This is a genomic window from Brevibacillus sp. HB1.3, assembly GCF_013186635.1.
Classification (GTDB): domain Bacteria; phylum Bacillota; class Bacilli; order Brevibacillales; family Brevibacillaceae; genus Brevibacillus; species Brevibacillus brevis_D.
In genome coordinates, this window is the sequence record NZ_JABMIT010000011.1 from 1 (window position 1) to 25,315 (window position 25,315).

At 47.7% G+C, this 25,315-nt stretch carries 28 protein-coding genes and 1 riboswitch; of the genes, 11 read left to right on the top strand and 17 right to left on the bottom strand.

Annotation, left to right across the window (positions count from 1 at the left end; translation table 11 throughout):
* Window positions 1-162: 162 nt before the first annotated feature.
* Window positions 163-1,023 carry a hypothetical protein gene (locus tag HPY31_RS22145; protein ID WP_172142483.1) on the bottom strand — a complete coding sequence of 287 codons (861 nt, stop codon included), beginning with the start codon at window positions 1,021-1,023 and terminating at the stop codon, window positions 163-165.
* A 117-nt stretch (window positions 1,024-1,140) separates the two neighbouring features.
* Between HPY31_RS22145 and HPY31_RS22150 the strand changes: the two genes are divergently transcribed.
* On the top strand, window positions 1,141-1,515 hold the full coding sequence (locus HPY31_RS22150; RefSeq protein WP_012684798.1) for a YgzB family protein: 375 nt from the start codon (window positions 1,141-1,143) through the stop codon (window positions 1,513-1,515).
* A 93-nt stretch (window positions 1,516-1,608) separates the two neighbouring features.
* On the opposite strand, the gene HPY31_RS22155 is transcribed toward HPY31_RS22150, so the two are convergent.
* From HPY31_RS22155 to nth, 3 genes are all read right to left on the bottom strand, one after another.
* A complete protein-coding gene (locus HPY31_RS22155; protein ID WP_172142484.1) occupies window positions 1,609-3,342 on the bottom strand; it encodes a glycosyl hydrolase family 18 protein in 1,734 nt (577 codons plus the stop codon).
* 272 nt (window positions 3,343-3,614) lie between these two features.
* Window positions 3,615-4,049: a peroxide-responsive transcriptional repressor PerR gene (perR, locus tag HPY31_RS22160; protein ID WP_012684796.1), complete on the bottom strand. Its 435-nt coding sequence runs from the start codon at window positions 4,047-4,049 to the stop codon at window positions 3,615-3,617.
* Window positions 4,050-4,203: 154 nt separating this feature from the next.
* The gene (gene nth / locus HPY31_RS22165) at window positions 4,204-4,887 is read right to left on the bottom strand and encodes an endonuclease III (protein ID WP_172142485.1); all 684 of its coding nucleotides are present in this window, start codon (window positions 4,885-4,887) and stop codon (window positions 4,204-4,206) included.
* Window positions 4,888-5,005: 118 nt separating this feature from the next.
* On the opposite strand from nth, the gene HPY31_RS22170 reads away from it, so the two are divergent.
* A complete protein-coding gene (locus HPY31_RS22170) occupies window positions 5,006-5,917 on the top strand; it encodes a complex I NDUFA9 subunit family protein (RefSeq protein WP_172142486.1) in 912 nt (303 codons plus the stop codon).
* 36 nt (window positions 5,918-5,953) lie between these two features.
* Here HPY31_RS22170 and HPY31_RS22175 read toward each other — a convergent pair whose 3' ends face one another.
* From HPY31_RS22175 to bcp, 4 genes are read right to left on the bottom strand one after another with little or no spacing between them, the layout of a single operon-like run.
* A complete protein-coding gene (locus HPY31_RS22175) occupies window positions 5,954-6,502 on the bottom strand; it encodes a cob(I)yrinic acid a,c-diamide adenosyltransferase (protein WP_172142487.1) in 549 nt (182 codons plus the stop codon).
* Window positions 6,503-6,527: 25 nt separating this feature from the next.
* The gene (locus tag HPY31_RS22180; protein ID WP_172142488.1) at window positions 6,528-7,289 is read right to left on the bottom strand and encodes a class I SAM-dependent methyltransferase; all 762 of its coding nucleotides are present in this window, start codon (window positions 7,287-7,289) and stop codon (window positions 6,528-6,530) included.
* Between the two features lie 9 nt (window positions 7,290-7,298).
* Window positions 7,299-8,351, bottom strand: coding sequence for a M42 family metallopeptidase (locus HPY31_RS22185; RefSeq protein ID WP_172142489.1), 1,053 nt, complete (start codon window positions 8,349-8,351; stop codon window positions 7,299-7,301).
* A 35-nt stretch (window positions 8,352-8,386) separates the two neighbouring features.
* Window positions 8,387-8,857, bottom strand: coding sequence for a thioredoxin-dependent thiol peroxidase (gene bcp, locus HPY31_RS22190; RefSeq protein ID WP_048031450.1), 471 nt, complete (start codon window positions 8,855-8,857; stop codon window positions 8,387-8,389).
* 156 nt (window positions 8,858-9,013) lie between these two features.
* Here bcp and HPY31_RS22195 point away from each other — a divergent pair, with 156 nt between their 5' ends.
* Window positions 9,014-9,631, top strand: coding sequence for a winged helix-turn-helix domain-containing protein (locus HPY31_RS22195; RefSeq protein ID WP_172142490.1), 618 nt, complete (start codon window positions 9,014-9,016; stop codon window positions 9,629-9,631).
* A gap of 63 nt (window positions 9,632-9,694) precedes the next feature.
* Window positions 9,695-10,333 carry an HAD family hydrolase gene (locus HPY31_RS22200; RefSeq protein ID WP_172142491.1) on the top strand — a complete coding sequence of 213 codons (639 nt, stop codon included), beginning with the start codon at window positions 9,695-9,697 and terminating at the stop codon, window positions 10,331-10,333.
* 50 nt (window positions 10,334-10,383) lie between these two features.
* On the opposite strand, the gene proS is transcribed toward HPY31_RS22200, so the two are convergent.
* Window positions 10,384-11,850 carry a proline--tRNA ligase gene (gene proS, locus HPY31_RS22205; RefSeq protein ID WP_172142492.1) on the bottom strand — a complete coding sequence of 489 codons (1,467 nt, stop codon included), beginning with the start codon at window positions 11,848-11,850 and terminating at the stop codon, window positions 10,384-10,386.
* A 313-nt stretch (window positions 11,851-12,163) separates the two neighbouring features.
* Entirely contained in the window at window positions 12,164-12,775 is a 612-nt protein-coding gene (locus tag HPY31_RS22210) for an ECF transporter S component (RefSeq protein ID WP_012684787.1), read from the bottom strand.
* 233 nt (window positions 12,776-13,008) lie between these two features.
* Window positions 13,009-13,164: riboswitch (FMN riboswitch) on the bottom strand.
* A gap of 124 nt (window positions 13,165-13,288) precedes the next feature.
* Here HPY31_RS22210 and HPY31_RS29240 point away from each other — a divergent pair.
* On the top strand, window positions 13,289-13,360 hold the full coding sequence (locus HPY31_RS29240) for a putative holin-like toxin (RefSeq protein WP_242466657.1): 72 nt from the start codon (window positions 13,289-13,291) through the stop codon (window positions 13,358-13,360).
* 181 nt (window positions 13,361-13,541) lie between these two features.
* On the opposite strand, the gene HPY31_RS22215 is transcribed toward HPY31_RS29240, so the two are convergent.
* From HPY31_RS22215 to HPY31_RS22230, 4 genes are all read right to left on the bottom strand, one after another.
* Window positions 13,542-14,339 carry an ABC transporter permease gene (locus HPY31_RS22215; protein ID WP_371811759.1) on the bottom strand — a complete coding sequence of 266 codons (798 nt, stop codon included), beginning with the start codon at window positions 14,337-14,339 and terminating at the stop codon, window positions 13,542-13,544.
* Between the two features lie 3 nt (window positions 14,340-14,342).
* A complete protein-coding gene (locus HPY31_RS22220; RefSeq protein WP_172142493.1) occupies window positions 14,343-15,137 on the bottom strand; it encodes an ABC transporter permease in 795 nt (264 codons plus the stop codon).
* Window positions 15,130-16,140, bottom strand: a complete 1,011-nt coding sequence (locus HPY31_RS22225) for an ABC transporter ATP-binding protein (RefSeq protein WP_172142494.1) — start codon at window positions 16,138-16,140, stop codon at window positions 15,130-15,132. Before HPY31_RS22225 ends, HPY31_RS22220 begins: the two co-directional genes overlap by 8 nt.
* Window positions 16,141-16,229: 89 nt before the next feature.
* Complete coding sequence (locus HPY31_RS22230; RefSeq protein ID WP_172142495.1) at window positions 16,230-17,093, bottom strand: protein phosphatase 2C domain-containing protein; 864 nt, start codon at window positions 17,091-17,093, stop codon at window positions 16,230-16,232.
* Window positions 17,094-17,222: 129 nt separating this feature from the next.
* Between HPY31_RS22230 and HPY31_RS22235 the strand changes: the two genes are divergently transcribed.
* From HPY31_RS22235 to HPY31_RS22260, 6 genes are all read left to right on the top strand, one after another.
* Window positions 17,223-18,509, top strand: a complete 1,287-nt coding sequence (locus tag HPY31_RS22235) for a glutamate-1-semialdehyde 2,1-aminomutase (protein ID WP_172142496.1) — start codon at window positions 17,223-17,225, stop codon at window positions 18,507-18,509.
* Window positions 18,510-18,588: 79 nt separating this feature from the next.
* Window positions 18,589-18,729 (top strand): hypothetical protein, encoded by a 141-nt coding sequence (locus tag HPY31_RS22240; RefSeq protein ID WP_012684780.1) that lies wholly within the window; start codon window positions 18,589-18,591, stop codon window positions 18,727-18,729.
* Between the two features lie 224 nt (window positions 18,730-18,953).
* Complete coding sequence (locus HPY31_RS22245) at window positions 18,954-19,634, top strand: zinc metallopeptidase (RefSeq protein ID WP_172142497.1); 681 nt, start codon at window positions 18,954-18,956, stop codon at window positions 19,632-19,634.
* Between the two features lie 97 nt (window positions 19,635-19,731).
* Window positions 19,732-20,547: a pyrroline-5-carboxylate reductase family protein gene (locus tag HPY31_RS22250; RefSeq protein ID WP_172142498.1), complete on the top strand. Its 816-nt coding sequence runs from the start codon at window positions 19,732-19,734 to the stop codon at window positions 20,545-20,547.
* Window positions 20,548-20,570: 23 nt separating this feature from the next.
* Window positions 20,571-21,422 (top strand): NAD(P)-dependent oxidoreductase, encoded by an 852-nt coding sequence (locus HPY31_RS22255; protein ID WP_172142499.1) that lies wholly within the window; start codon window positions 20,571-20,573, stop codon window positions 21,420-21,422.
* A gap of 148 nt (window positions 21,423-21,570) precedes the next feature.
* A complete protein-coding gene (locus HPY31_RS22260) occupies window positions 21,571-21,924 on the top strand; it encodes a MoaF-related domain-containing protein (protein WP_172142500.1) in 354 nt (117 codons plus the stop codon).
* A 77-nt stretch (window positions 21,925-22,001) separates the two neighbouring features.
* On the opposite strand, the gene HPY31_RS22265 is transcribed toward HPY31_RS22260, so the two are convergent.
* The 3 genes from HPY31_RS22265 to HPY31_RS22275 all read right to left on the bottom strand — a co-directional run bounded on the left by HPY31_RS22265 (window position 22,002) and on the right by HPY31_RS22275 (window position 25,308).
* The gene (locus tag HPY31_RS22265; RefSeq protein ID WP_172142501.1) at window positions 22,002-22,547 is read right to left on the bottom strand and encodes a flavodoxin family protein; all 546 of its coding nucleotides are present in this window, start codon (window positions 22,545-22,547) and stop codon (window positions 22,002-22,004) included.
* 194 nt (window positions 22,548-22,741) lie between these two features.
* Window positions 22,742-23,971 carry an MFS transporter gene (locus HPY31_RS22270; protein ID WP_172142502.1) on the bottom strand — a complete coding sequence of 410 codons (1,230 nt, stop codon included), beginning with the start codon at window positions 23,969-23,971 and terminating at the stop codon, window positions 22,742-22,744.
* Window positions 23,972-24,087: 116 nt separating this feature from the next.
* Window positions 24,088-25,308, bottom strand: coding sequence for an MFS transporter (locus HPY31_RS22275; RefSeq protein WP_012684766.1), 1,221 nt, complete (start codon window positions 25,306-25,308; stop codon window positions 24,088-24,090).
* Window positions 25,309-25,315 lie beyond the last annotated feature (7 nt).

Below are 25,315 nucleotides of genomic sequence, written 5' to 3' on the forward strand. Positions count from 1 at the left end.
TGTTCCATCGCCCAGAGGCGACTTTCTTAATTTATCACATAACCACTTATAAAATCAAGTGTTTTTTAAAACTTTTTTTCAGCCGTTCTGCGTTAGCGCAGCAGCGACGTTTGTTAATATAGCATGGATCGCAAACGAAAGTCAACACTAATTGAAAAGTTTTTATCCCATTAAAATAAAGCCTGTTTCTTTGTCGCCCTTTTCCCCATCCTTGCATACAATCTCTTGAATCAACAAGCGCTGAAGCATCTTATCTATTACAAGAGGAATCTCGATTTCTGCTTCTTGAATCATCGGATGATTCATCAGCTCTTCCAAACGCCAAGGCCCTGATTTCGTCTCCATGAGCTCAACCAGGTATCGAACAGATTCCTTCGTTCTGGATGCGATCCAAAATTCAATTGCCAGCACAAGTAGTTCAATTCGCTTCTCCAATGCCTCCGCATTAAAAGACAGCTCCTCATACAACTTATATATAGAAGGATCTATCTGTTTGACTTGCGTCCATAGAGCTGGCTGAGGATGATCTCCCGCTTCATATACAATGAGACGAGCCAAATAGTGAATCGTTTGAATGGCAGAGTGATGTGCATCCAACATCATACCTTGCTGCAAAAACTCTTTTGTCTCGTGAAAAAAACGAAGGATTTGGGAATACTCCTTACAGATATGTTTTTTCTGAAGAGAAGATGACAAACTAGCCAGACGCAGCTTCATTTGTTTCATATAATGCTCTTTGTCCCAAACAATTTCTGCCCTTCGAAGCATCTCGGCAAGTCGTTCATCCAAACCGCAAATGGCTCCCTTCTCCAGTTGCCACGTGCTGATTTGCTGCTCGATGATCACTTGTTCCTGAAATAGCATGCGCCGGATTTTGCCATCAGCTTGGGGCTCATTTACTACGACGAAATAAAAGATTCCCTCGCGAAATGGGACTAGCATATCCGAATCATTTAAAACAAGCACCGCTTGCACATCCAAACGCTGCTGGAGATTTTTCAGATACGTCTGCCTTAAAGTCATGCCTTGTTCCTCCCTTCCCCCTGGGTTGAACTTATGGATTCTACAAGTCTTGGCGGTTTCCTGCTTGTCAACAGACAAATCCTTTGTATGCTATACTATAGGGTAGGAGGAATGATCATGAAAAATACAGAACGCCTGAGCAAGATCAAACGCATGCGCACATGGGGCAACTGGAGCATGGTAATCGGCATTTTGCTGATGTATACAGGGTACGCATTTTTTGCAGGTTATTTGGACTTTATTCCTTTACTTGGAAACCTCTTAAAAGGCTCTTACATTTTTATGACGCTGCTTTTGATCATCGGGTTCATTCTGACAATGGGCAGTACAGTCTTGTTTATGATTTCCGGGATGGTCTCCACTTCAGCTCCACAGGTGCAATGCCCTTCATGCCAAAAAGTCACGAAGATGTTGGGAAAAGAAGACGCCTGTATGTTTTGTGGACAACCTTTACGCCTAGAAGACGGACATCCTCAGCAAAACCAGACATAATATGATTCCTTTCAACTATACGTAAAAAGCCACCTGCCAATTCCCGAGCATTCGGGGTGCAGGTGGCTTTCTTTCGTGAAAGCTGTCTGTCTTTTATTTCAGAGTCTCGTCAATTGCTTGCCAGATCTCCGGCACCTCAAAACCTCTGCGCCAAGAAGCCACACCCGCCAAGTCATACTTATTAACGATCTCCATACGCTTCTTCATTGACGTCACATCTTCTATCCACATTTTATAGACGTTTCCATCCTTCGGGTCTTTATACTCCACGTAATGTTGACCTGAAGCTTCATCCATAACTGGCGTCAGCTTGCGTTCGTTGATCCATTCCTGCGCTTTCGTCATGGAATAAGCTTTGGAACTCACCTTCACGGTTCCATCGGCCTGCTTCGCTTCCGTCCATAAGCGTGTGTAAAACGGCACACCCAGCAACAGTTTTTCGTTAGGGACTTCTTCCAGCACTCCTTGCAAGCCCCGCTCCACCCATGGCAATGATGCGACGGAACCAGCTTTTGGACTCGCTGCCCAATGCTCATCATACGTCATCACCGCAACATAATCGACGACTTCGGCCAACGCTTTCCGATCCAGGAACATGGACCATTGCTTCGCGTTTGATTTGATCGTCACATCTATGGTAAGGGTCAGTCCTTGCTGATGGAGATACGGCGTCAGCTCCCGAACAAACTGTACGAGCTCTTCTTTCTCTTCTAAATACACGTTTTCAAAATCGATGTTGATGCCATCGAGATCGTATAAATGAGCGTAGTACAGAAGCTGGGCAATTAATTGATCTCGCTTGTCATAGCTACTGAGAACGGACTTGGTCCAATCTGGATTAAACCCGTTTGTAACAAGCCCCCAAACCTTGTAGCCTCGCTTATGGGCCCATTTGACGTATGCAGGATCGGCCCTGTTCAATAGTTTTCCTTCTGCATCCTTCATTTCAAACCAAGTAGGTGAAACTACATTTACCCCTGGTAATGCACCAATTTTTGAAACATCCGGATTTTTACTGACGACATGCTCCCATACGAGGTTGATCTTTCCCTCAGGCTTCCAGGCAGCGTGTTGTTGTCCGGTAGCAGTCGTGTGCTCCAGCTGGACTTTGCGCACATCCGTCATTCCAATACTTTTCTCTGAAATGAATCCCCCTACTCCCGAGGCCGTCAAAACGTGATACCAGTTTTCCTGTTTACCAAGAACGTCGACAACCTCACCCGCAGACACCTCTGCTACAATCGGAGTTCGGTGAGAAGCACCGGTACGGACTGCTTGTTTTTCCTCCGCTGCGATTACTTTCGCTTGTTGAATTTCATAGCCCTCTTTTTCGACGACCAGGACACCCGTATCTGCTTTTCGCTCAAAGGAATACGGATACAGCTTTTCCAAAGGATCTAAAGGGACATAGCGTGTGCCGTCGACCTCTTTCACCGGAACGAGTAAATCCACAGGTTTTTTGTTCAGATAAGCGACAACTTCTCCGCTCTCCATCCGAAGCACCTTATCCTTCGTCGTGACGATAACGGAACGTGTAGGTTCATCCCAAAAAATCGCTGGATCAATGTTTTCTTTAATGAAATCAAAGGGCAACAATATTTGCTCTGATTCCAATAAATACATAGACTCTTTCCGCGAGCCTTCGTATACAATCACATTTTTATTACCATCATACGGCTGCACATGCTCAGTTGAGGCACGGAGTACAAAAAACCAGTAAATGCTGCCAAAGATAGCCAACAAGAAAAAGCTTAATAAAAACAGCCTGCCAAAAGCCCTTCTTCTTCTTCGTCTTGGTCGCAGAGTTCTACCAGACTCCCTGCTCATAATCTCCACCTGCTTCCCGGTACATAAGCCTGTCTTCTGACTTGGGCTATATGATTTGACTCATTATTTCGATCATAGCGTTGGTTCAATACATTCACAACCTTTTGTATTCTGGTAATTCACGGACAAGCTTCTACCAAAAAGAAGACGTACGAGAAGCCAAAAGGTTACAGATATCGACAGAAAGGGTTATGTCCTCCAAAAACAAACACCCCCTGCATCACCGGGATTATCCGATTCAAGCAGGAGGTGCTCATCCATCACATACATTCTTAGTGGGGATTCTTTTGACAGGAATCACAAACGCCATAAACTTCCATACGATGTCCGGTTACTTTGAAGCCGATGTCCTTGGAAGCAGCTACTTCTGCATCCCGCAAATACGGAAAGTGGAAGTCACTGATTGCCCCACAGGTGGTACAGATCGCGTGATAATGATCTTCTTCCACATTGGCATCGAATCGGCTGGACGCATCCCCGTAAGTGAGCTCTGTAACCAATCCAGCATCTTTAAAGACTCGTAGATTGTTGTAAATCGTTGCAACGCTCATATTCGGGAATTTGCCTTCAAGGGCTTTATATATTTCGTCAGCCGTCGGGTGAGTCATCGTTTCCAGCAAATAGGTCAAAATTGCATGGCGCTGTGGTGTCATGCGAACCCCGGTATTCTTCAGGATTTCAACAGCTTTCTCCACACGTTGTACCATCTTGTTACACCCCACAGTCTTTCGCAAGACAAAAGAACAAGCTTCTCTAATGTCATTGATTAGAATTACTATAAATAAGTGTACGTCTAGTCGGCGAAAACTGTCAATATCCATTCATTCGATTTGAACAGAAAGAAGTGGAAAATCAAGTTTTTTACTTTGCTTTTGCAGGCTTTTTGGTTGCAGGCTTTTTGGCTTTTTTGGCTTCAGCCTGTGCAAACTTACACATGGATTGAAGTGTACAGCTACCGCACTGTGGATTACGCGACGAACATACACGTCTGCCGTGCCAGATTAACCAATGATGCGCATCCGTCCACTTCTCTTTCGGAATGCGCTTCATGAGCTGACGCTCCACTTCGTCCACATTGTCGCTATTCGCAAGGCCTAACCGGTTTCCTACGCGGAATACATGCGTATCCACCGCAATCGCAGGAATCCCGAATGCATTAGACAAAACGACATTTGCAGTCTTTCTCCCTACCCCCGGCAATGCTTCGAGCTCGGCATGCGTTTGTGGTACTACGCTATTGTATTTTTCGTACAAGATTCTACAGGTCTCTAAAATGTTTTTACTCTTATTCTTATACAACCCGAGCCCTTTTATATGCTCTTCCATTTCTTCCTGTGTCAAATGAAGGTAATGCTCCGGCTGGTTTAGTTGCTGGAACATGGGTGCGGTAATCTCATTCACCCGTTTATCTGTACATTGGGCCGAAAGAATGGTCGCAATGAGAAGTTCAAACGGGGTTGTATAATTCAATTCACAGTGAGCATCCGGATAAAGCTGCTGCAAATTATCCAAAATGTCGGCCACAGGTACTTTGCGTTGTGCCATAAATATATCCCCCTTTTCCCTACATTATACCGCCTTGGTCAACACAGCGATCGATAGCAACGCAGACTGCAACTGTTGTACAATGAATCTGGAAGTATTTAACGGGAGGAGGTTTTCCATGAAAGTATTCCTTACTGGTGCCACAGGTTTTGTTGGACGGGGTATACTCGAGCGCTTGCAGGCAGAAGGATATGAGACAGTTTGCCTCACTAGAGCTGGTTCAACAGGTAAGCTTCCCTTCACCGAAAACGCCAATCCACATGTTACGGAAGCAACTGGCGATCTATTCGATAAAGAATCATTGATGAGAGCGATGCATGGCTGCGACGCTGTCATCCACCTCGTTGGAATTATTCGCGAACAACCGGGGAAAGGCATTAGCTTTTCTCGTATCCATGTAGAAGGTACAAAAAATGTACTGGAGGCCGCCAAGCAAGCTGGAATCAAGCGCATTGTCCATATGAGTGCTCTTGGTGCACGCGAAAACGCCACGAGCGCCTATCACCGAACCAAATACGAAGCAGAGCAACTTGTGCAAACAAGCGGTATTCCGTATGTCATTTTCCGTCCATCTGTTATTTTTGGTCCTGGGGATGAATTCGTGAACATGCTCGCCGATCTAGTCCGCTTACCTGTCACACCGGTTATTGGTGATGGCTCCTACCCTTTGCAGCCTGTCGCTCGTAAGACGGTGGCGGATGTATTCGTCCAAGCCTTGAGCAGACCCGAATCAACCAATAAAACCTACGAAACAGGTGGACCCGAACGGCTCTCCTACAGACAAATTCTCGATACGATTGGCGAGGCCATTGGAAAGCGAAAGGTCAATAAAATCCACATTCCCCTCGCTCTCATGAAGCCTGTGGTAAATATGATGGAGAGATTCCCATTTTTCCCGATTACCAACACGCAGCTCACTATGCTGCTAGAAGGAAACGCATGTAAGGATGGAAAGCTTCTCTACGAGACTTTTCATACAGAGAAAATCGATTTTCTTCCGGGAATCACCACTTACCTGCGCACCAAATAAGTGAAAGCCCCCTGCTTGATCTCAGGGGGCTTTTGCCTATTCGTGCAGTGTTTTTTCTACTGCACTTGTCTCTTTATTAATATGACGAGCTACAACGAACAAATAATCGGACAGTCGGTTGAGGTATTTGACCACGGACGGGTTTACCTGCTCCTGCTGTGCCACATGAACAGCTTTGCGCTCTGCACGTCGGACGACCGTACGGGAAACATGGAAAGCAGCCGCAGCTGGATGTCCGCCAGGCAAAATAAAATTGGTGAGCGGCGGCAACTTAGCATCTAGCATGTCAATTTGCTCTTCCAGAAAAGTAACGTCCTCTTCTGCAATCGGCCAACCGACCTTCTTGCCTTCTGGCGTCGCCAGCTCAGCTCCTACATGAAACAGCTTTGTCTGAATGACATGGAACACATCCTGCAATTCATTCCATTCTTCTGTCGCAGGCAACAGAGCCAGTGCCAATCCAATCTGCGAGTTGGCTTCATCGCAAGTACCGTATGCCTCTACACGGTCCGCAAACTTAGGCACGCGGACACCTGCAACCAGTGACGTCTCACCTTTATCCCCTGACTTTGTATAAATCTTCATTCCATATCCCCTCCACAGATTCCGTTTACAAAGCTTCTGCGACCAGAATCAATTCTGAGCTATTTGCATCAAAAGGCGTCTTTGCAAAGGAGCCGTATCGTTGTGTGACCTTCAAGCCGTTTAAACGAAGCAGATGATGAAGCTCCGCGGGGAAAATGTAGCGGAGGGTAAATCGGCCTCTCACCCGTTCCGTCACAACTCCCTGTGCATCCGTACGCTCGTAAATGCGTGTCACTTCGGACAGTTGCTGAAAATGGTCATAGCGGGTGTAATCCCACATCGCAACCTCTTCTCCTGACGCGAGTGGATAGGTGCCACGCAAGGACATTTTTTCATTTTCCTCGTAAAAATGATGGATCTTGGGTACAAACACGTTCATGATGAATTTCCCGCCTGGAGCCAGATGCTTGCGAATGCACGTCAATGCCTTCATTTGCTCTTGAACATGCAAAAGGTGCAAAAATGACCGAAAAGGAATCATAATCAGTGAAAATGACTCCTGCAGATCAAAGGCGCGCATATCCCCTTGCAATAGCTTCAAGCCAGATGTCACACCTTCTTCCTCTGCTTTTACCTGAGCCCTTGCCAGCATATCCTGGGATAAGTCAATTCCAGTAACGTCGATGCCAGCCTTGGCCATCGGAATGCTGATTCTTCCGGTGCCGCAAGCCAGATCCAGCACTTTTCCGCCTGCCAGCTTGGCTTGTTCCAGATAGAACTCAACATCACCCGCAACACCACGTTGCGTGAGATCATAGTAGTCAGCCCATTGATACATATTGCTCATCTGGTCCTCCTATGCTTGCATTTCTTTCGATTGAAGGTAGGCCATCACGAGCTTTGCCGTGTTGTCGAGCGCTTCTTTATGTGTACGTTCATGGGAGTGGGAAGCATCTACTCCCGGTCCAATCAAGCCATGGACAACGTCATATCCGGCTCTTAGCGCAGCACTTGCGTCAGAACCATAGTAAGGATAAATGTCCACTTGGTGGTTCAGACCGTTCGCTTGTGCGAGCTTGGTCAGATGGCTGCGCAATCCGTAGTGGTAAGGTCCAGTGGAATCCTTCGCACAAATGGACACGCAATACTCATCTGTCGTCTGACCGTCCCCAATCGCTCCCATGTCAACAGCGAGGTACTCCACCACGTTTTCAGGGATGCTAGAGTTGCCGCCGTATCCGATCTCTTCATTATTGCTGATAAAAAAGTACGTGGTGTAAGGCAGCTTCAAGCCGGATTCACTCAGTTCTTTCAGAACCCCCAGCAGCACAGCTACGCTTGCTTTGTCGTCAATATGGCGGGACTTGATAAATCCGCTATCCGTTACCGTCACTCGCGGATCAAAGGAGACGAAATCTCCGACGGAAATCCCAAGTGCAAGGACTTGCTCTTTGTTTGTAACCTTTTCATCCAGTCGAACTTCCATGTTCGCCTCATTACGCTCTGCTTTCCCCGCTTCTGAGCTGTAAACATGCACGGAAGCTTTGGTGGACAAAATGGTACCGGTTACAAGACGGCCGCTGCTAGTCTCTACAACGCAGTGCTCTCCTTCAATCGCATTGAATGCAAAGCCGCCGATCAAGGTCAGCTTCAAGCGCCCGTTGCTCTTTATTTCCTTTACCATCGCGCCCAGCGTATCGACGTGAGCGGTCAAGAGTCTTGCCTTCTCGTTATTGGCCCCCGCTACTGTTGCAACGATTGCCCCTTTGTTTGTCCGTTTATAAGAAACGCCAAGCTTTTCCAATTCTTGTGCAACCCAAGCCATTACTTTTTCCGTATTGCCGGATGGACTTGGGATATTCGCCAATTGGCAAAAGCTTTGTACAACATATTCTGTGGATACACTCATCTGTATTCCTCCATTCGCTCATTGCGAAATAAACATTAGGATTGAAGCTCTTCCTTAATAAATTGAAGCACTTCCTGCACATGTCCTTTGACCTTTACTTTTGGCCATACCTTTGCGATGTTGCCTTCTTTGTCGATGACGAACGTGGTACGTTCTATACCCATGTACTCTCGTCCGTACATTTTCTTCAACACCCACACACCATAAGCCTCAGCTACTTGGTGATCCGGATCGGCCAAAAGTGGGAAAGGTAATTCGTGCTTCGCGATAAATTTATCATGCGACTTCACAGAATCCGGACTGATTCCGAGAACAACTGTATTCAGCTCTGCAAACCCCGAATGGAAGTCACGGAAATCACATGCTTCTGTGGTACACGTCGGCGTTTGGTCCTTCGGATAAAAATAGAGTACTACATTTTGACCATGAAATTGGGAAAGTGAGAGGGTCTGATTGTCGCTCGCCTGCAAAGTAAATGCAGGTGCAGCTTGTCCTACTGCCGTCAAACTTTTCCCTCCTCTCGATAATATCCTGTTTTTGCTGGTCCCATTTTACCACAATCTAGTAGTGACTTCATCCGCATACAAGTTGCGCTTTGATCCAGAAAAGGATAGAATAAAAAAAAATAAAATTTGGCCTAGTCAGTTGGATGGTGAATTCGCATGAAAGAGTTTTTTGAAGTAACAGATCCAGAAGCGCTAAAATCGCTTGCTATAGCGGAACGGGTTAAAATTTTGGAACTCTTTGAAGATTTGGAGCCCAGAACGGCCAAACAAATCGCTACAGAACTAGGCGAAAATGCTGCACGGCTACATTACCATGTAAAGGAGCTCGTGCGTGTTGGGCTGCTCGAGCAAGTGGATACCCGGGTAAAAGGCTCTATTGTGGAGAAATATTATGAGCCTGTTGCCAAGGTCATTCAGGTCAAGCTCCAATTGATGATTGAAGAAAACGCTCAACAATTAAGTGATGTCATGTTTACTCCGTTTCGTACTACGGAAAAGGACCTCATGCGAACTCTCAATCGCTTCGTCGCAAGCGACCAAGATGTTAGGAAAGAGTATAAAAATACGTTCGCTTATAATTTGACTGAATTTTATTTGAGTCAAGATGAACGTAATCAATTTGTGGAAGACATCTCTGATCTGTTGCAAAAGTACAAAGGGTTCAAAAAGGAATCTGGCCGTCGAAAATTCAAGTTTTTCGACACCCTGTTCCCACTGACTCCAGCTGACCCAACAGATGATTCAGATGATCCTTTTGATGATTCGGATGAGTAAGTCACCAGGAAAACCATCAGATACGATGGTTTTCTTTTATTTTCTAATCAAAGGAGGACTCCCATGCAGACAATCTTGTTTGATTTCGACGGCACAGTTGCCGATACTCTCCCCTTGATTTTCACCGCTTTTCGCTCTACCTTTCAGCAGTTTTTACAAGAGCATTATACCGACGAGCAGATTGTAGCTCTCTTTGGCCCCACAGAGACAGGCATTTTGCAAAACAAGCTGCCCTCCCATGTGCATGACAGTGCCCTCGCTCATTTTTATCGCGTATACACAGATGAACACTCCCGTATACAAAACCCGGAAAATATCCGAAACATGCTCGATGAATTACATACAGCCGGTATCCAAATGGGGATCGTAACAGGAAAAGGCCGCAAAAGCGCTGATATCTCCCTCCGAGAATGGGGATTAGACAAGTATTTTTCCGTTGTAATCACAGGGGATGAGGTCACTGATCCGAAGCCGCATCCGGAGGGGATTTTTACCGCTATGAAACAACTAGGCGCTACACCGGAGGACACCATTTTTGTAGGTGACAGTGATGCAGATGTGTTGGCTGGTCGTGCCGCTGGTTTGCAAACAGTCGGTGTGGATTGGCTTTTGGTTACACAAAAGTCGGGAAAATTCGCTCCCGAGCCTGACTACCACTTTACGGATGTTCGAGCTTTTACTGATTGGGTACTCGGACGCTAGATGAAAAAAGGGTGTGCCCTGCCGCCAAAGCGTGGACACACCTTGTTTAATTAATACGCCCTTCCGAACCAGACACTATGCTGTGACTCTTTGCCGCAGCAAATGCAGGCTTTCTTTTGTACAGGAGGCTCAAACGGGATGTTGCGGGAGGTGAACTTCGTTTCTTCCTTGATCTTCGATTCACAAGCATCATCCCCACACCAGCCAGCTAACACCCATCCACTCGTTTTGTTTTCGCTCTCGTTTTTGGCAATATGAAGGGATAGCTGCTCCAGTGTATCGATCCCCAAATGGGAGTTCTCATCCCGGAAGGCTAGTGCTTTTTGGAACATATTTTGCTGAATCTCTTCCAACAGTTGAACAACTGTTTGCGCGATACCTTCAAGTGAAACCGTCACCTTCTCCCCTGTATCACGTCGAGCCAGAATTACTTGACCATTTTCCACGTCACGCGGGCCTAGCTCCAGACGCAGAGGAACCCCGCGCATTTCCCACTCATTGAACTTCCAGCCTGGCGTTTCTTCGCGAAGATCAGCACGGACACGCACACCTGCGGCCTTGATCTCGTCAAAGAGTGGATCAAACGCCTCCATGACTTTCTCCCGCAGCTTCATCGGACCGACTGGGATCATAATCACTTGTGTCGGAGCCATGCGAGGTGGCAACACGAGACCGCGGTCATCGCCATGCACCATGATCATCGAACCAATCAGTCGCGTAGAGGTTCCCCATGATGTCGTGTGAACGTACTTGAACTGATTGTCACGATCCAAAAACTTAATTTCAAAGCCGCGTGCGAATTTATCACCCAAATAGTGCGAGGTGCCCGCTTGCACTGCTTTGCCATCCTTCATCATCGCTTCAATGGAATACGTGTCGACAGCACCAGCAAAGCGTTCACTTGGAGTTTTTTGTCCCTTCCAAACCGGAATGGCTAGCTCCTGCTCGACGACCTCTCGGTAAATCTCTAGCATTTGCATCGTTTCCTGACGAGCTTCCCCTTCTGTCGCATGTGCCGTGTGACCTTCCTGCCAAAGAAATTCTGATGTCCGCAAGAACGGCATCGTCCGCTTCTCCCAGCGAAACACGTTTGCCCACTGGTTGATTAATACAGGCAGGTCGCGATAGCTCTGAATCCATTGGCTGTACATATGTCCGATGATCGTCTCGGAGGTTGGACGTAGCGCGAGCTTTTCCTCTAGCGGCTCGCCCCCAGCCTCTGTTACCCAAGGCAACTCGGGATTGAAGCCCTCGATATGCTCTTTTTCTTTTTGAAAGAAGGACTCGGGGATCAGCATCGGGAAATAGGCATTGCGATGCCCTGTCTCCTTAAAGCGCTTATTCATCGCCTCTTGAATTCGCTCCCAAAGCTCAAAGCCATCCGGCTTGAACACGATGCAGCCGCGTACCGGTGTGTAGTCCATCAAATCCGCCTTTTTGATGGCATCAATGTACCAACGCGAAAAATCCTCCGATTGCGGTGTAATTTCTTTTACAAACGCTTTGTCCTCTTTCATCCGTCTACGCTCCTTTTTGTTCTTACGTAAAATGCAAAAAATCCCCCATCCCAAAAAGGGACGGAGGATTAACTTCCGCGGTACCACCCTGATTGACTACAGCATACGCCATAGTCCTCTCGATAACCCGATAACGGTGGGCATCCGGCTCAGTTCTTCACCAGCGGCTTCAGGATGGGGTGCAGTTATCCTTTACGTATCAGCCTTCCAGACTAGGGCCGACTCTCTGTCACGTGGGTATAGCTGCGGGTCCTTTCATAGCCTTTTATGACTATCTATTAACTACACATATTAGCGAGTCACATCGTGGTTGTCAATTGTTGGTTCGCGCAGCGATTCTGGAGCCGAGCTTCACATAGATCGGATATGCGACGACTGAAATCATAACACCTTTGAAAAGATTGAATGGTACGATTCCGTACAGAACCAATGACCAGATGCTTGTCGCATTGAACATGGACAAGAGCTGTTCAATCGGCATTTGATAAAGCACGGCATACGCAGGCAACAGCACATAAGCATTTGCTACAGCCATAACAATCGTCATCAAAATCGTTCCCAGAGCGAGACCAGTCAGGAAGCCTTTTTTGCCTTGGCCGAGACGCTGCATGTAGACAGCCGCAAAAATAAAGCTTGATCCTGCTACAACGTTTGCGAGCTCACCGATCAACAGACCATCTGTATTTTTGAAGAGCATGTGCAGTGTATTTTTGAGTACCTCGATAATAACGCCGGCTACAGGTCCGTACATGAGTCCCCCGATCAATGCCGGGAGTGTACTGAAGTCGAGCTTCAAAAAGCTTGGCATCAGCGGAACAGGAACCTCGAGATACTGCAGAATAAATGCAACCGCCGCCAGCATGGGAATCGTCACCAGCTTTTGGGTTGCACGTGTGCGCGAAGAATGCAGCGCTGTTTCTTTCATGTTTACCATCTCCTCATTGTTCTACTCCTTCTTGAGGAATGGCAACAGTCGTTGTAAGCTCACACGTCTTGTTACACAAACAGAATAAACCCTGTGGCTAAAAGTTCCACAGGGCATTTGCAAGCGTATGACAAACCATGCGCAAATAAAAGGTACAAGAAACAAGAGGGCTAGCCTCTACGCTCTCATCCCGTTTGCACAGGCAAACAAGCACGTGTGATAAACGTACTGTCGTCATCCTTCTCCCATCCAGACTGTACTGTCGGCTCTGGAATCACACCAGATCCTGCACTCCGTTGCTACCTATCAGCTCGGGAGGCTCGCGGGCTTAACATGCGTAAAGCATGATCACCGCCGGTCGGGAATTTCACCCTGCCCCGAAGGAATGTGTAGTTGTATACAGCATATTATACTGCTGTTTTTTGATTTGACAATAGAGGAAACTGCCAGCTCGACACTTCTTGTTAATTACTCCGATGAGTTTAATATGAATAACGAATAAAAAAAGTCAGACTGCTTTTCCAGTTTGGGTTGTTCCTGGTCGCTTTAATCGGCTTGGTTGTTACCTTGACCAAAAAGAAATAGACCGCCCTTGAGTTCGCACCTCAGCGGTCTATTTCTCACCAAAGTATTGAGCCGCACCCCTTTGCGGGAAGCTCCTATTGTACCGACCGTTCCGGTTGCAGCCGGGACGGTCTTTTTTTACCTTATGCTTTTCGATCTCGTTACATCTAATATTACTACAACGATTTCGGATTATAAATCATCAAGAACCTGCTCCCCGATATTTGGTGACACCCCAGTTCCAAACGAGAAGCCCAATCCCGAAGAAAATAACAGCAACTACCGGCGTCATTGCCGCATACGCATACCAGATTTCCTTGCGTAAAAAGTAAGCCGCTGGATAAACACCCACGAAGGCAAACGGCAGCACGTAAGTGAGCACAAAGCGAATAGCCTTGTTGTACACATCTACCGGATAGCGCCCATATTGCTGGATGTTGTAAATCATCGGAGCAATCCCTGTCCGCGAGTCGGAAAAGAAGCTAACCGCAGCAATGGCGGTATACACGCCACCGTAAATCAGTGCCCCACTGATCGAGAGCCCGATAAAGATGAACACGTCGTACCAGTAAAACGACAAATCAAGTTGAATGGCAGCATACCCCATGATGATGATTCCGGTTATGACGCCAAAAATGCGGTCAGGCGCAATCGACTCGAGGCATACCTGCGCCAGATTGTGAATTGGTCTCGTCAGGATGCGATCCATCTCGCCACGGATGATATACCGTTCATTGAAGTCCCAAAAACCGAAGAACATCGAGAACAATGCGTATGGAACCAAAAAGAAACCGTAGATAAAGATAATCTCGTCACGCGTCCAATCCCCCATCAGCGGAACATGGGTGAACACAACAACAATAAAGACGAGATTGATCAACTCAGAAACCAGATTAGATACAAAATCCCCGAGAAAATCCGTTCGATAGGCAAGTCTCGTCTTGAAATACTGGCTTAGGTAGTCGGCAAAAATACTAAAAATATGTCTCATGTTTTGCATGCTCTACCCTCCTTGCACAACCAGCTTGTTGCGGGCAAGACGCCACATCACCAAGATGGGGACCAGTATGACAAACATCCAGATGAACTGAAAACCGATCAATTCCCAAGAGCGTTCCGTTGAAATCGCACCTGTGAAGATCAGGCTCGGATAGTAGTTGACCGCCTGGAATGGAAGATAGCCCATTACCGTTTGCGCCCAACCGGGGAAAAAGCTGATCGGCAGCACAAGACCAGACAACAGATCTACCACGACCCGCTTGGCTCGCATCATGCCATCGTTTCGGAACAGGAAGAAAGTCAACAAACCTGTCACCAAATTGATTTGTGTATTGATCAAAAACGCACACATCAAGCTCAGCAAATAAAGCCCCCATCCGGTCGCTGTAGCCGGGAAGCTGAACGGAATGATCAGGCTGATAAGAAAGATCCCTGGACCCGCGAAAAAGAGAAAGCGAAAGATCCCTTCCCCAAACGCCTGCGCCGTTTTCACGGACAAGTAATTATAGGGGCGTATCATTTCGATCGCGACCTTGCCTTCTCGGACGTCCTGGGCTATTTCTGTATCGATGTTGTTAAAATAAAATGCCCGCGACATCCAAGCAATCGCGACGTAGGAAGTCATCTGTTCCACCGTAAGCCCGCCCAGCTGCTGCTGGCCCCCGTAGATCGCTCCCCATAAAAAGTAGTACGCACCGATGTTGATCGCGTAGATGATAATCCCGCTGTAATAGTTCACACGATAGGCAAGCATCGTCAAAAACCTCATGCGGATAAGTTCCATATAAAGCTTACGCATGGCTGGCTACCTCTTGGTCTGAGGAATAAATGTTGCGCACGATATCCTCTGTGCTCGTCTCCTCGATTTTCACGTCACTGACTTCAAACGATGACATGACCGTCGACAAAACAAATGGCAGCATTTCCTGACTTCGCGCTACTTTTACACTGAGGGTAAAATCATTGATTTGCTCGATCTCACAAGGCATCTCTCCCAATGCCTGACGAAGTGCGGCTGCGGAAGTGCGCTTTTTCATTTGGAAGGACACCTCAGTGCCATTGCCCCATTTTTCCTTGAGGTCATTCAGCAAGCCATCGAAGATCAGCTTCCCTTTGTCCATGACAAGCACACGTTTACAGAGTGCTTCGATGTCTGACACATCGTGAGTCGTCAACAAGATCGTCATGTTTTCCGTCTCGTTCAGATTGCGGAGAAACTCACGGATTTTTTGCTTAACGAGCACATCGAGTCCAACTGTCGGTTCATCGAGAAACAGCAGACGTGGCTTATGAATCAACGAAGCAGCCACTTCACACCGCATCCGCTGTCCAAGACTCAGCTTACGCACTGGCTGACTGACGAACGGAGAAATTTCCAGCTCCTCAATCAAACGCTCCAGCCACTTTTCTCCTTCTACCTCGTCAACCTTATAAACACTTTTCAATAGGCGGAAGGACTCTAACGGAGATAGGTCCCACCAAAGCTGGGAGCGTTGCCCGAAAACAACGCCGATGGAACGAACATACTCTTCCCGCTGCTTGAAAGGCACAAAGCCGTTAATGACGATTTCGCCATCGCTCGGAGTTAAGATACCAGTCAGCATCTTGATCGTGGTCGATTTCCCAGCACCATTTTCCCCAATCAGCGCGAACATTTCCCCTTCCTCTACTGTAAAGGAAAGGTCATCCACCGCTTTTACCGTCTTGTACTCCCGACTGAACAAATCACGAAAAGCACCACCAAGGCCTGGTCTGGACTGATGGATGCGGAAATCCTTTTGTAAATGATTTACTTGAATCATGGAAAACCGTCCTTTTTTCTTCGCTTAAATACCATTTGTAGTGTATATGAGCTAATCGAATTGTGCAAAAGGCAAACTGCACCAAACTGTTAATGAAGATAAAGGATCATGCCCGTTTTGTCGTCAGACTTTTTGAAGCGAATATAGTGGATGCATTCGGGATCGTTGTTTTCTAGAGAAATGAGCTCGTCTGTATAACGCTGCAGCCCTTTATGTACGATCGGCAGTACCGTCTCTCCCCACTCTGGCTGTGCTCCACCTAAAGCTTTCGGCATGAACAGACCGTCCGTTACCAGCACCAATGCCTTGACGCCAACTCGATTCATGCGTCCATACTCGATAAAACCCCGACAGGCAGCATCGCCATTCAACACACCGTAGCCCCCTGGTCCATTCGCCTGATAGCGGTTATGGATCAGGATGTCCATACATCGTTCGTACAGCTCTGTTCGGGTACACAATCCCTTGTTAATTCCTTCTTCCCACTTCGCCAAGGCCACCTGTTCCAAATGGCTGACTTGCGTATGCGTCAGGGGTCTTACCATGTCATCATCATAAACGGCAAATATCATGCAATCTCCCAACTGCGCGTACTCGATTTGGGCATCTTTTACACGGACGACTGCACAGGCCGCTCCCCACAATGCTTCCTTTTTCTCAAGATCGATGCCGCTTTGCCTCATCTGCTCCCGGAGAGCTTCGTTTATCATCTCCATATAATCGTGCAAAACTGCATCCTCAGGGATTGCTTCCAGCTGCTTTTTTACAAGCTCAGCCGCGATAGCTCCGCCTGTCTGTCCTGCTGCGTTCTCATAAGGGATCAGCGACGTAATGCCATCGATGACCGCATACACATGCTTGACCTGCTGAATCACATAGGCGTCCTCATTGCTTTTGCCGCTTCCTTTCATGGAGATGCACTCAAGTTTCATGATGACCCCGCCTTTACCCATGGAGTGATTTGCTTGAAAATTGTATCATTTTTCCTTTCCTTCATCTATAGCTCTCCGTTCATATCCAGTTGTTGAACTGCTGTGGTAAGATAATGAAGGACTTTTTCCAAAAGAAAAGAGGGAACATGCATGAAACGTGAACGATCCGCGCAACTGCACGAGCAAGCACTCGACGTCATTCTAGGCGGAGTAAACAGCCCTTCCCGCTCTTTCAAGGCTGTAGGTGGGGGAGCACCCGTAACAATGGAACGTGCCCAGGGCGCGTATTTCTGGGACGTGGACGGCAATCGATATATTGACTATTTAGCAGCATATGGCCCCATCATTACTGGCCATGCACATCCACATGTGACCAACGCGATTTGCGAAGCGGCCACCAACGGAACCCTTTACGGTACACCTACTCCATGGGAAATTACCTTTGCAAACATGATCCGCGAAGCAATTCCTTCGATGGAGCGCATTCGCTTCAACAACTCCGGTACAGAAGCAGTCATGACCTGCATTCGTGTCGCACGTGCCTATACGGGGCGTGTCAAGATCATCAAATTCGCAGGCTGCTACCACGGCCACTCTGACTTGGTCCTCGTTGCTGCCGGCTCCGGGCCATCTACCTTGGGGATTCCGGACAGTGCAGGTATACCACAAAGTATTGCCAGCGAAGTCATTACGGTACCTTTTAATAATATCGAGGCTTTCGCTGAAGCTATGAGTAAATGGGGAAGCGAAACGGCTTGCGTCCTCGTTGAGCCGATTGTCGGCAACTTCGGTATCGTAGAACCTGAGCCTGGCTTCCTGGAAGAGGTTAACCGCATTACGCACGAAGCGGGCGCACTTGTCGTCTACGATGAAGTGATCACGGCCTTCCGCTTCTGCTATGGCGGAGCACAAAACCTCCTTGGAGTTGAGCCTGATCTGACTGCATTGGGTAAAATTATCGGTGGCGGTCTGCCAATCGGCGCTTATGGCGGTCGTCGGGAAATCATGGAGCAGGTCGCGCCACTCGGACCTGCGTATCAAGCAGGAACAATGGCTGGTAACCCTGCTTCCATCCGTGCGGGAATTGCCTGCCTGGAAGTATTGAAGCAGCCGGGCGTGTACGATGAATTCGAAAGACTGGGCGCCATGCTTTCGAACGGAATCATCGAAGCGGCAAACAAACACGGCGTAACCATCCAGCTCAATCGTGTAAAAGGGGCATTGGCTGTTTACTTTACGGACGAGCCTGTTCATGATTACGATGCAGCTCAGAAAGCGAATGGGGAAGTATTTGCTCGCTTCTTCCAGCTGATGCTGAATGAAGGTGTATGCCTGGCACCATCCAAATATGAAGCTTGGTTCGTGACGACAGCTCATACAGAAGAAGACATTCAATTCACCATCGCAGCTGTAGACCGCGCTTTTTCTCAGCTGTAAACCATTCCCACGTCCTTTCGCATCCATCCGTGGAAATAATAAGCCTGTTCGCGATTATGTTTTCGAGGAGGATATTTCGGTGTCCAAAGGTGAAAAATCATATCCACAGGCTCCTGAAAAGACGTTGGATTCTAAAATGAGCAGTAAAATGCTCGAAGTGAAGGGCTTTCAAACCCCGCGAAAAACCGAGCATCATAAAACCCAAAATCACGACAGATAAGTATCAAAACAGACACATTCCCAATCATAACTGACGAGGAATGTGTCTGTTTTTTTGGCATGCAGCTACATTGTCAATAATGGTCAGAGAATGTACAATAAATTAGTGAAACTGCCATAGGACTTATTCGTATACATGAATATGGGACAGAATGTAGTAGTAAGGTTACATGTATGGCTTAGCAACATTCGTTTTCATAGATTACAACAAGGAGTGAGTGTGGAATGTTTTTCCATCCTATGGATTTCCTGATTCTGATTGCATTCGGACTGTCGCTCTGGGCACAGTTCCGTGTGAAAGGAACTTTTAACAAATTCTCCGAAGTTCCTACCTCCTCCGGTCTAACCGGTGCAGAGGCCGCCCGCCGCATGCTCGATGCGAACGGCTTGACGAACGTTCCTGTTCAACACATCCCAGGTACATTGACCGACCACTACGACCCGACTGACCGAGTCGTACGCCTGTCTGATCCTGTATACTTCGGCAACTCGATTGCCTCTCTGTCCGTTGCTTGTCACGAGGTCGGCCATGCGATTCAGCACAAGGTCTCGTACCCGATGCTGGTAGCTCGCCATCGCATTTTCCCAGTAGTCAACCTGGTGTCCGGTGTGGCGCCATTGCTGCTATTGGCTGGTTTCTTCTTTAAAATGGCTGGCCTCTTGCTGATCGGGATTATCTTCTTCTCCGGAGCAGTTGCCTTCCAGCTCGTCACACTGCCTGTCGAGTTTAACGCAAGTAGCCGTGCAAAAGAACTGATGATCAGAATGGGCTTCATCCGCAATGAAGAAGAACGCGGCGCAAGCAAAGTACTGGGGGCAGCCGCTCTGACGTACGTAGCTGCCGCTCTGATCTCTGTTCTGGAGTTGGCGAAGTACATCATGATTTTCCGAAGCTCTGACGACTAATCTTTTAATTGAAACAGCAAAGGTACAGCTCTCTCACATGGGAGGCTGTACCTTTTTTCATGAGCCTACGTTACAATAAGACCGGGGGGTTTTGCACATGCGAATTGGAATCATTGGACTAGGCAGTATGGGTCAAATGCTGGTGAAATCACTCTGTAAAAGCGGTGTGATCCAGCCCGAGCATATCACCGTCTTCAATCGGACAAGAGAAAAGGCTGAAAATCTGCAAGCATCACATGGCATTCTCATAGCCGAAAGTGCGCAAGAGGTGTGCGAGTGGGCAAAGCTGATCTTCCTCTGCACAAAGCCACTGGATATCCTGCCTGTACTGCGTGAATTGTCTATCCCTGAAAATGTACATATCGTTTCTGTAGCAGCAGGTGTTAGCATCAATGATTTGGAAACCGTCCATGCAGGTGCTGTGAGCAAGGTCATTCCTACCGTCACTTCGCAAGAGCTGCATGGTGTATCTCTATTTACATGCAGCACTCGAACTAGTACAGAGGATCGCAATGAGCTTCTCACCCTCCTGTCTTCCATTAGTCAATCACAGGAAGTATCCGAGGTCGAGATCGAAACAGCGACGATCCTCACCAGCAGCGCCCCAGGACTGATCGCAGGGATTCTTGATTCGTTCGCGCAGGCTGCCGTTCGCAAAACACCAGAGCTTGACTTGGATACTGCGAGAAGCATGCTGGTGGAAACGATGCTAGGAACCGCTCTTTTGCTCAAAAACGAACAGCTAGGCTTTGACCAGCTGATCGAACGTGTTGCTACCAAAGGTGGCATTACAGAGGAAGGCTTGCGTGTTCTGGACAAGACGCTTCCTTCTGGGTTTGACGAGTTGTTTGCGATGACAGAATCCAAGCACGCTGCTTTGAAGATACTTGTCCAACAACAAATAAAAGCATAAATCGCGGATAGGAGAACAAGACGATGATCATCGGTTGGATTGGTTTGGGAAACATGGGCATACCAATGGCTAGCAATCTGCTGGCAGCAGGCTACGACGTACGTGTCTGGAACCGTACACCGGGAAAAGCTGCACCTTTGGTGGCATTGGGTGCGAAAGAGACTGCGACTTTGTCCGAGCTGGTAGCACAAAGCGATGTACTGTTCACCATGGTAAGCGACGATGAGGCCGTAAAAGCAATCTATACAGGATCAGATGGACTCTTGAGTCTTCCTGTGCAAGGAAAGCTGGCAGTGGACATGAGCACTATTTCACCGGATACTTCCCGTTTTCTTGCCGAGCAGACCAAACAAGCTGGGCTACGCTTTCTCGATGCACCTGTATCTGGCAGTGTAGGACCTGCAAAAGAAGGGAAGCTCGTCATCATGGTAGGCGGCGAGCGCGCAGATTATGAGATAGCTAAACCGATGCTGGACAAGCTAGGCAAAGCAGCCTTTTATTTGGGACCAAACGGTGCTGGCACGTCTGCCAAGCTGGCGATTAATCTGTTGCTTGGCATTACCGTACAAGGTGTCTCTGAGACACTTCTGTTCGCTCGCTCTCTGGGTATTGGCACAGAGCAGATGCTGGACATCATTTCCGAGAGCGCCGTGGGAACCCCGTTAGTCCGCGGAAAGGCTGCCTCCATCCTCGCTGACGACTATCCGGCTGCCTTTGCCCTGAAGCATATGGCCAAAGACCTTCGGCTGGCGCATGAAGCAGGCGTTTCTACCCCATTGGCGGAATCCGTCAATGCCACCTATCGTCATGCACTGGAATCAGGGCTGGGTGAGCTCGATTTGATGGCGATCCTGCGTCATCTCGGTGGAAAATAGTTTTCGTGGTTAGACTGACCCTACATAAAATAACAGCGGCTACCTAAGACCTGAAAATAACGTCTTAGACTGGCCGCTGTTTTTTGCATTCCACGCAGAGCATACACCTACATTTGACATATATTGCATACAAAAGGAGGAGTATGCTATGCATCATCCAAATTTTCAATATGTACAATACAGTCATCGACTCCCTTCATACGCTGGTAAGACCTTTCGCTATGATTATGATGATGGCAATGTATTTATCATTCATTTCTTTGACGCTACTCATCGACATGATGAAGGGATTGCCGGACCGCATAAAGGCTTCAATGGTTACTATACATTCAATTACGTAGAAATAGCTCCTTGCGTTTACTTTATGTATTGGCTGGAAGAAGTCTACACAGTCAGCCAAGTTGCTGATTTTAATCGAATGCTGGTCTATACCCATTATACCTATGATGCACATGGTGTTCGAAGAAGTCTGTTCCATTCTGGTACCATAACCGAACTTTGATAGCTTCACCTCATAATTCGTGAAAGATGACAAAGCGAAAGACCGGAATTGCTTCCGATCTTTTGTCGTACGATATGCTATTGTTTGGCCTTCAGCCACGCATTTAAAATCTTTGCTTCCTCTACTGCCCGTTGATCTGACAATACATCACCGGGTTTGTTACCTTCCCCGATGATATAGCCCGCAAATGGCATTCCGACAAAAGAAAAAACATATTGAAACTGCTGAATAAGTGGCAACCCCTTCAATCTGGGCTGGTCTCCGCCAGTCGTAATGACATATGCTTGCTTTTGCCCGAGAGATTCTTTGAAGAAATAACGCTTGTCTCGCAAGCTCTGCGACCAGCGATCCACATAGTTTTTCATATGCCCCGACATGCCGTACCAATAGATCGGCGTAGCGAAAATGAGAAAATCATGGGCGAGCACCGCTTCCGTCACTTCATCGTAATCATCCGCGACTGAATCGAAGCCTCCTTCGTCATGCCTCTGGTCGTGAATCGGGCGAATGTTTTTCTCTCGCAGACGGATACTGGTGTACTGCACGCCTTCCAATGCTACATTTGTCAATTGCTCCGTATTCCCTGCGTCTCTTGAACTACCATGTAATACGAGAATGTTCATGTGCTCACCCATCCTTACTCCTAATGTTCACTCCTCTTTATTGTAGGGAGAAAATCTAGCTTACTCAAACCTTAAACAACAAATGTCCCTTATTTTACGCTGATGAGCGGCACCGTTACCCACAGCACAGCAATCTTCAAAAAAGGCTGCCTTCCCAGTAGAAAAATCTACGGATAAGACAGCCTGTTTCATGTTTAATTTACGGAAACCCCACTTGTATGATCCTTCTGCTTTTTTTGCAAGCGCAACGCCAAAAGAAAAGCGATGAGTAACAATCCAGCAGATACATAATAAACAGCCCGGACTCCCTGCCATTCAGCGATAGCACCCATCACTAGGGCAGAAGTGCCAAAAACGAGTAAATCAATCGTCCCCTTTGCTGACAGGACATAGGGTAGTACTGATTCCTCCGTCTCTTGCTGCAAAAGTGTCTGCTTGCTTACATGCACCATTTCCAAAAACGGTCCCAACGCAAACGAAAACAACAGTGCCACCAGAGCGTTCGTACTACTGCCAAAACAAAAGGTAAAAAATCCGACGCTAATCGTACCACAAATGATCCAACGAAATAAATGACGCCGTATCCGGTCCGCATACATCAATAGCAGCGTCCCACCCGCAATGGCTCCGAGCATGTAACCGGCATTAATATAGCCCCACCATTCTTCCCCTTGTCCAAGCACATCGAGGACAAATGGCAGCATAATCGCGGCGATCCACACACCCCCGGACAAGCCGATCACGACATCCATCGCGACCAGCAGTCGCAGGACAGGTACATCGCGAATGACTTTCCATCCAGTGAGCCAGTTGGTTGTCGCCCCAGCTGCCTGTTCTTCTCGCAGCTTTTCGCTTGCCGGTGCTATGCCTGTCATCGCGATCGTTGCCACTACATAGGCACCAACCGTTCCCCACAGAACAACACCCGCTCCCAGCCAGGAAACGAGTAATCCTCCTGCGGCCCAGCCAGCAAAATGAACCGTTTGATCTGAGGTGGCAAGCAAACCATTCGCTCGCATCAGATCTTCTCGTCCTACCAACTGCGGCACCATGGCGTTTCGTGCAGGGTCTGCCCATCCATCCATAAAGGCGATGGTTGACCCCAATCCGAACAACAGCCAGATCCACTCTCCCTGCTCTCCCACACCGCTACTGACAGCTAATGAGGCTACAGCCAAAAGTATCGTCTTCAAGCCTTGCGACAGCACGAGCATGCCCGTCAACGACAAACGCTGAAACACTAGCGGAGCCAACAAGCTGCTCACAGACTGCGAAGTTACGATGACAACCGGTATGAACGCCGTGTACATGACAGAGCCTGTTGCAGCATACATGACCGAAATAAACGCGACAATATAAAATACATCCCCAAGGTTGGCCAATGTCTGACCCGCCCAGAGGCAAATAAAGCGTCGATGCCACATAAAGCACACCCTCCTGTCGGTTCAGGACCAGCCTATACGTCCTGATGGAATATGAATTTATTCACACCGACTTGCCATCACAATGGAGGTGCACCTCTTTTCGCGAAAATTACCTTTTATTCTATTCCAGAATCAGGATGCTGTACAGATTTGTTTCGGAAAAAGCTGTAGTACACCCAGCCTGCGTTAATAAACAGGAAAGCACTCGTCATGTAAAAAACTCCGCTAATGCTCACATAACCTGCCAAAAAGCCGCCAATCATCGGTCCAAGCATGCTGCCGATACTGACGAAGCTATTGTTATATCCGTAGACGCGACTCACCATATGTACAGGTGTTGCTCGCCGCAGCAAAGCATTGACGGATGGGAGTAATCCTCCCAGCGACAAGCCTAACAAAAATCGGAGCGCAACCAATTGCCATACCGTATGTACGAGACCTTGTGGAATGAAGATGATTGCGGCAGCCAAAAGTGAGAACAAGAGCACCTTTTGCGAGCCAAACCGATCTCCTAAACGCCCTAGCTGTGGGGAGGCAAAGACATTTGCTACCCCCATGCATGCCTGGACAATTCCGGCCCACAACGCTACCTTTGCCCCTTCTGAACCGAGCAACTGCGAGATGTAAATCGGCAGCACAGGGATAATGCTAAACAACGCAAACTGGATCATTACGGTTACAAAAAAGAGCGCCGGGAGTTCTTTGGAAGAAAAGATCATCTGAAAATCTTCACGTAGACTCGACTGTTCCTTTTTTTCAGGTGGAACAAAATTCTCTTTCACCGTAAACGTAATGACCAAGGTCGCCAGTAATAATACGCAACCAGTAATTACAAAAATCATCCGAAAGCCGATCTTCTCTGCAAGAACACCGCCAAACAGCGGTCCCATAATAGTTCCGGCCGTAATAAAAGACTGAAGCAACCCTGTTGCATAGCCAATTCGTTCTTTCGGTACAGAGGATGCTACTAATGCGGTACTGGCAGGGATGATTCCACCTACGAGTCCATTAAGCAAACGAAGAGCCAAAAGCTGCCACAGACTTCCCGCAAAACCGGTCATTGCCATGGTAATAGACATGAAAAATCCCGAACGCAAAATCATAATCTTGCGCCCGTGCTTATCGGCCAAATTTCCCCAAATAGGCGAGACGAGGCCCGCCGTCAAAAAGTTGGCCCCAAAAATAATCCCCGCCCAAGCCGTGACTTGATGAGGATCTTCAATTCCGAAATCCTGCTGAATGTAAAGCGGTAAAAAAGGCATGATCATGCTCATCGCCACCATGACGAAAAACAACGATCCACAGAGCACATATAAATTACGGCGCCATATCTCCATCGGATTT

Excerpts from the sequence above, each read along its gene's own strand:
- HPY31_RS22145 (WP_172142483.1), bottom strand. The coding sequence starts at position 1,023 with ATGACTTTAAGGCAGACGTATCTGAAAAATCTCCAGCAGCGTTTGGAT.
- HPY31_RS22150 (WP_012684798.1), top strand. The coding sequence starts at position 1,141 with ATGAAAAATACAGAACGCCTGAGCAAGATCAAACGCATGCGCACATGG.
- HPY31_RS22155 (WP_172142484.1), bottom strand. The coding sequence starts at position 3,342 with ATGAGCAGGGAGTCTGGTAGAACTCTGCGACCAAGACGAAGAAGAAGA.
- perR (WP_012684796.1), bottom strand. The coding sequence starts at position 4,049 with ATGGTACAACGTGTGGAGAAAGCTGTTGAAATCCTGAAGAATACCGGG.
- nth (WP_172142485.1), bottom strand. The coding sequence starts at position 4,887 with ATGGCACAACGCAAAGTACCTGTGGCCGACATTTTGGATAATTTGCAG.
- HPY31_RS22170 (WP_172142486.1), top strand. The coding sequence starts at position 5,006 with ATGAAAGTATTCCTTACTGGTGCCACAGGTTTTGTTGGACGGGGTATA.
- HPY31_RS22175 (WP_172142487.1), bottom strand. The coding sequence starts at position 6,502 with ATGAAGATTTATACAAAGTCAGGGGATAAAGGTGAGACGTCACTGGTT.
- HPY31_RS22180 (WP_172142488.1), bottom strand. The coding sequence starts at position 7,289 with ATGAGCAATATGTATCAATGGGCTGACTACTATGATCTCACGCAACGT.
- HPY31_RS22185 (WP_172142489.1), bottom strand. The coding sequence starts at position 8,351 with ATGAGTGTATCCACAGAATATGTTGTACAAAGCTTTTGCCAATTGGCG.
- HPY31_RS22195 (WP_172142490.1), top strand. The coding sequence starts at position 9,014 with ATGAAAGAGTTTTTTGAAGTAACAGATCCAGAAGCGCTAAAATCGCTT.
- HPY31_RS22200 (WP_172142491.1), top strand. The coding sequence starts at position 9,695 with ATGCAGACAATCTTGTTTGATTTCGACGGCACAGTTGCCGATACTCTC.
- proS (WP_172142492.1), bottom strand. The coding sequence starts at position 11,850 with ATGAAAGAGGACAAAGCGTTTGTAAAAGAAATTACACCGCAATCGGAG.
- HPY31_RS22210 (WP_012684787.1), bottom strand. The coding sequence starts at position 12,775 with ATGAAAGAAACAGCGCTGCATTCTTCGCGCACACGTGCAACCCAAAAG.
- HPY31_RS22215 (WP_371811759.1), bottom strand. The coding sequence starts at position 14,339 with ATGCAAAACATGAGACATATTTTTAGTATTTTTGCCGACTACCTAAGC.
- HPY31_RS22220 (WP_172142493.1), bottom strand. The coding sequence starts at position 15,137 with ATGCGTAAGCTTTATATGGAACTTATCCGCATGAGGTTTTTGACGATG.
- HPY31_RS22225 (WP_172142494.1), bottom strand. The coding sequence starts at position 16,140 with ATGATTCAAGTAAATCATTTACAAAAGGATTTCCGCATCCATCAGTCC.
- HPY31_RS22230 (WP_172142495.1), bottom strand. The coding sequence starts at position 17,093 with ATGGGTAAAGGCGGGGTCATCATGAAACTTGAGTGCATCTCCATGAAA.
- HPY31_RS22235 (WP_172142496.1), top strand. The coding sequence starts at position 17,223 with ATGAAACGTGAACGATCCGCGCAACTGCACGAGCAAGCACTCGACGTC.
- HPY31_RS22245 (WP_172142497.1), top strand. The coding sequence starts at position 18,954 with ATGTTTTTCCATCCTATGGATTTCCTGATTCTGATTGCATTCGGACTG.
- HPY31_RS22250 (WP_172142498.1), top strand. The coding sequence starts at position 19,732 with ATGCGAATTGGAATCATTGGACTAGGCAGTATGGGTCAAATGCTGGTG.
- HPY31_RS22255 (WP_172142499.1), top strand. The coding sequence starts at position 20,571 with ATGATCATCGGTTGGATTGGTTTGGGAAACATGGGCATACCAATGGCT.
- HPY31_RS22260 (WP_172142500.1), top strand. The coding sequence starts at position 21,571 with ATGCATCATCCAAATTTTCAATATGTACAATACAGTCATCGACTCCCT.
- HPY31_RS22265 (WP_172142501.1), bottom strand. The coding sequence starts at position 22,547 with ATGAACATTCTCGTATTACATGGTAGTTCAAGAGACGCAGGGAATACG.
- HPY31_RS22270 (WP_172142502.1), bottom strand. The coding sequence starts at position 23,971 with ATGTGGCATCGACGCTTTATTTGCCTCTGGGCGGGTCAGACATTGGCC.
- HPY31_RS22275 (WP_012684766.1), bottom strand. The coding sequence starts at position 25,308 with ATGGAGATATGGCGCCGTAATTTATATGTGCTCTGTGGATCGTTGTTT.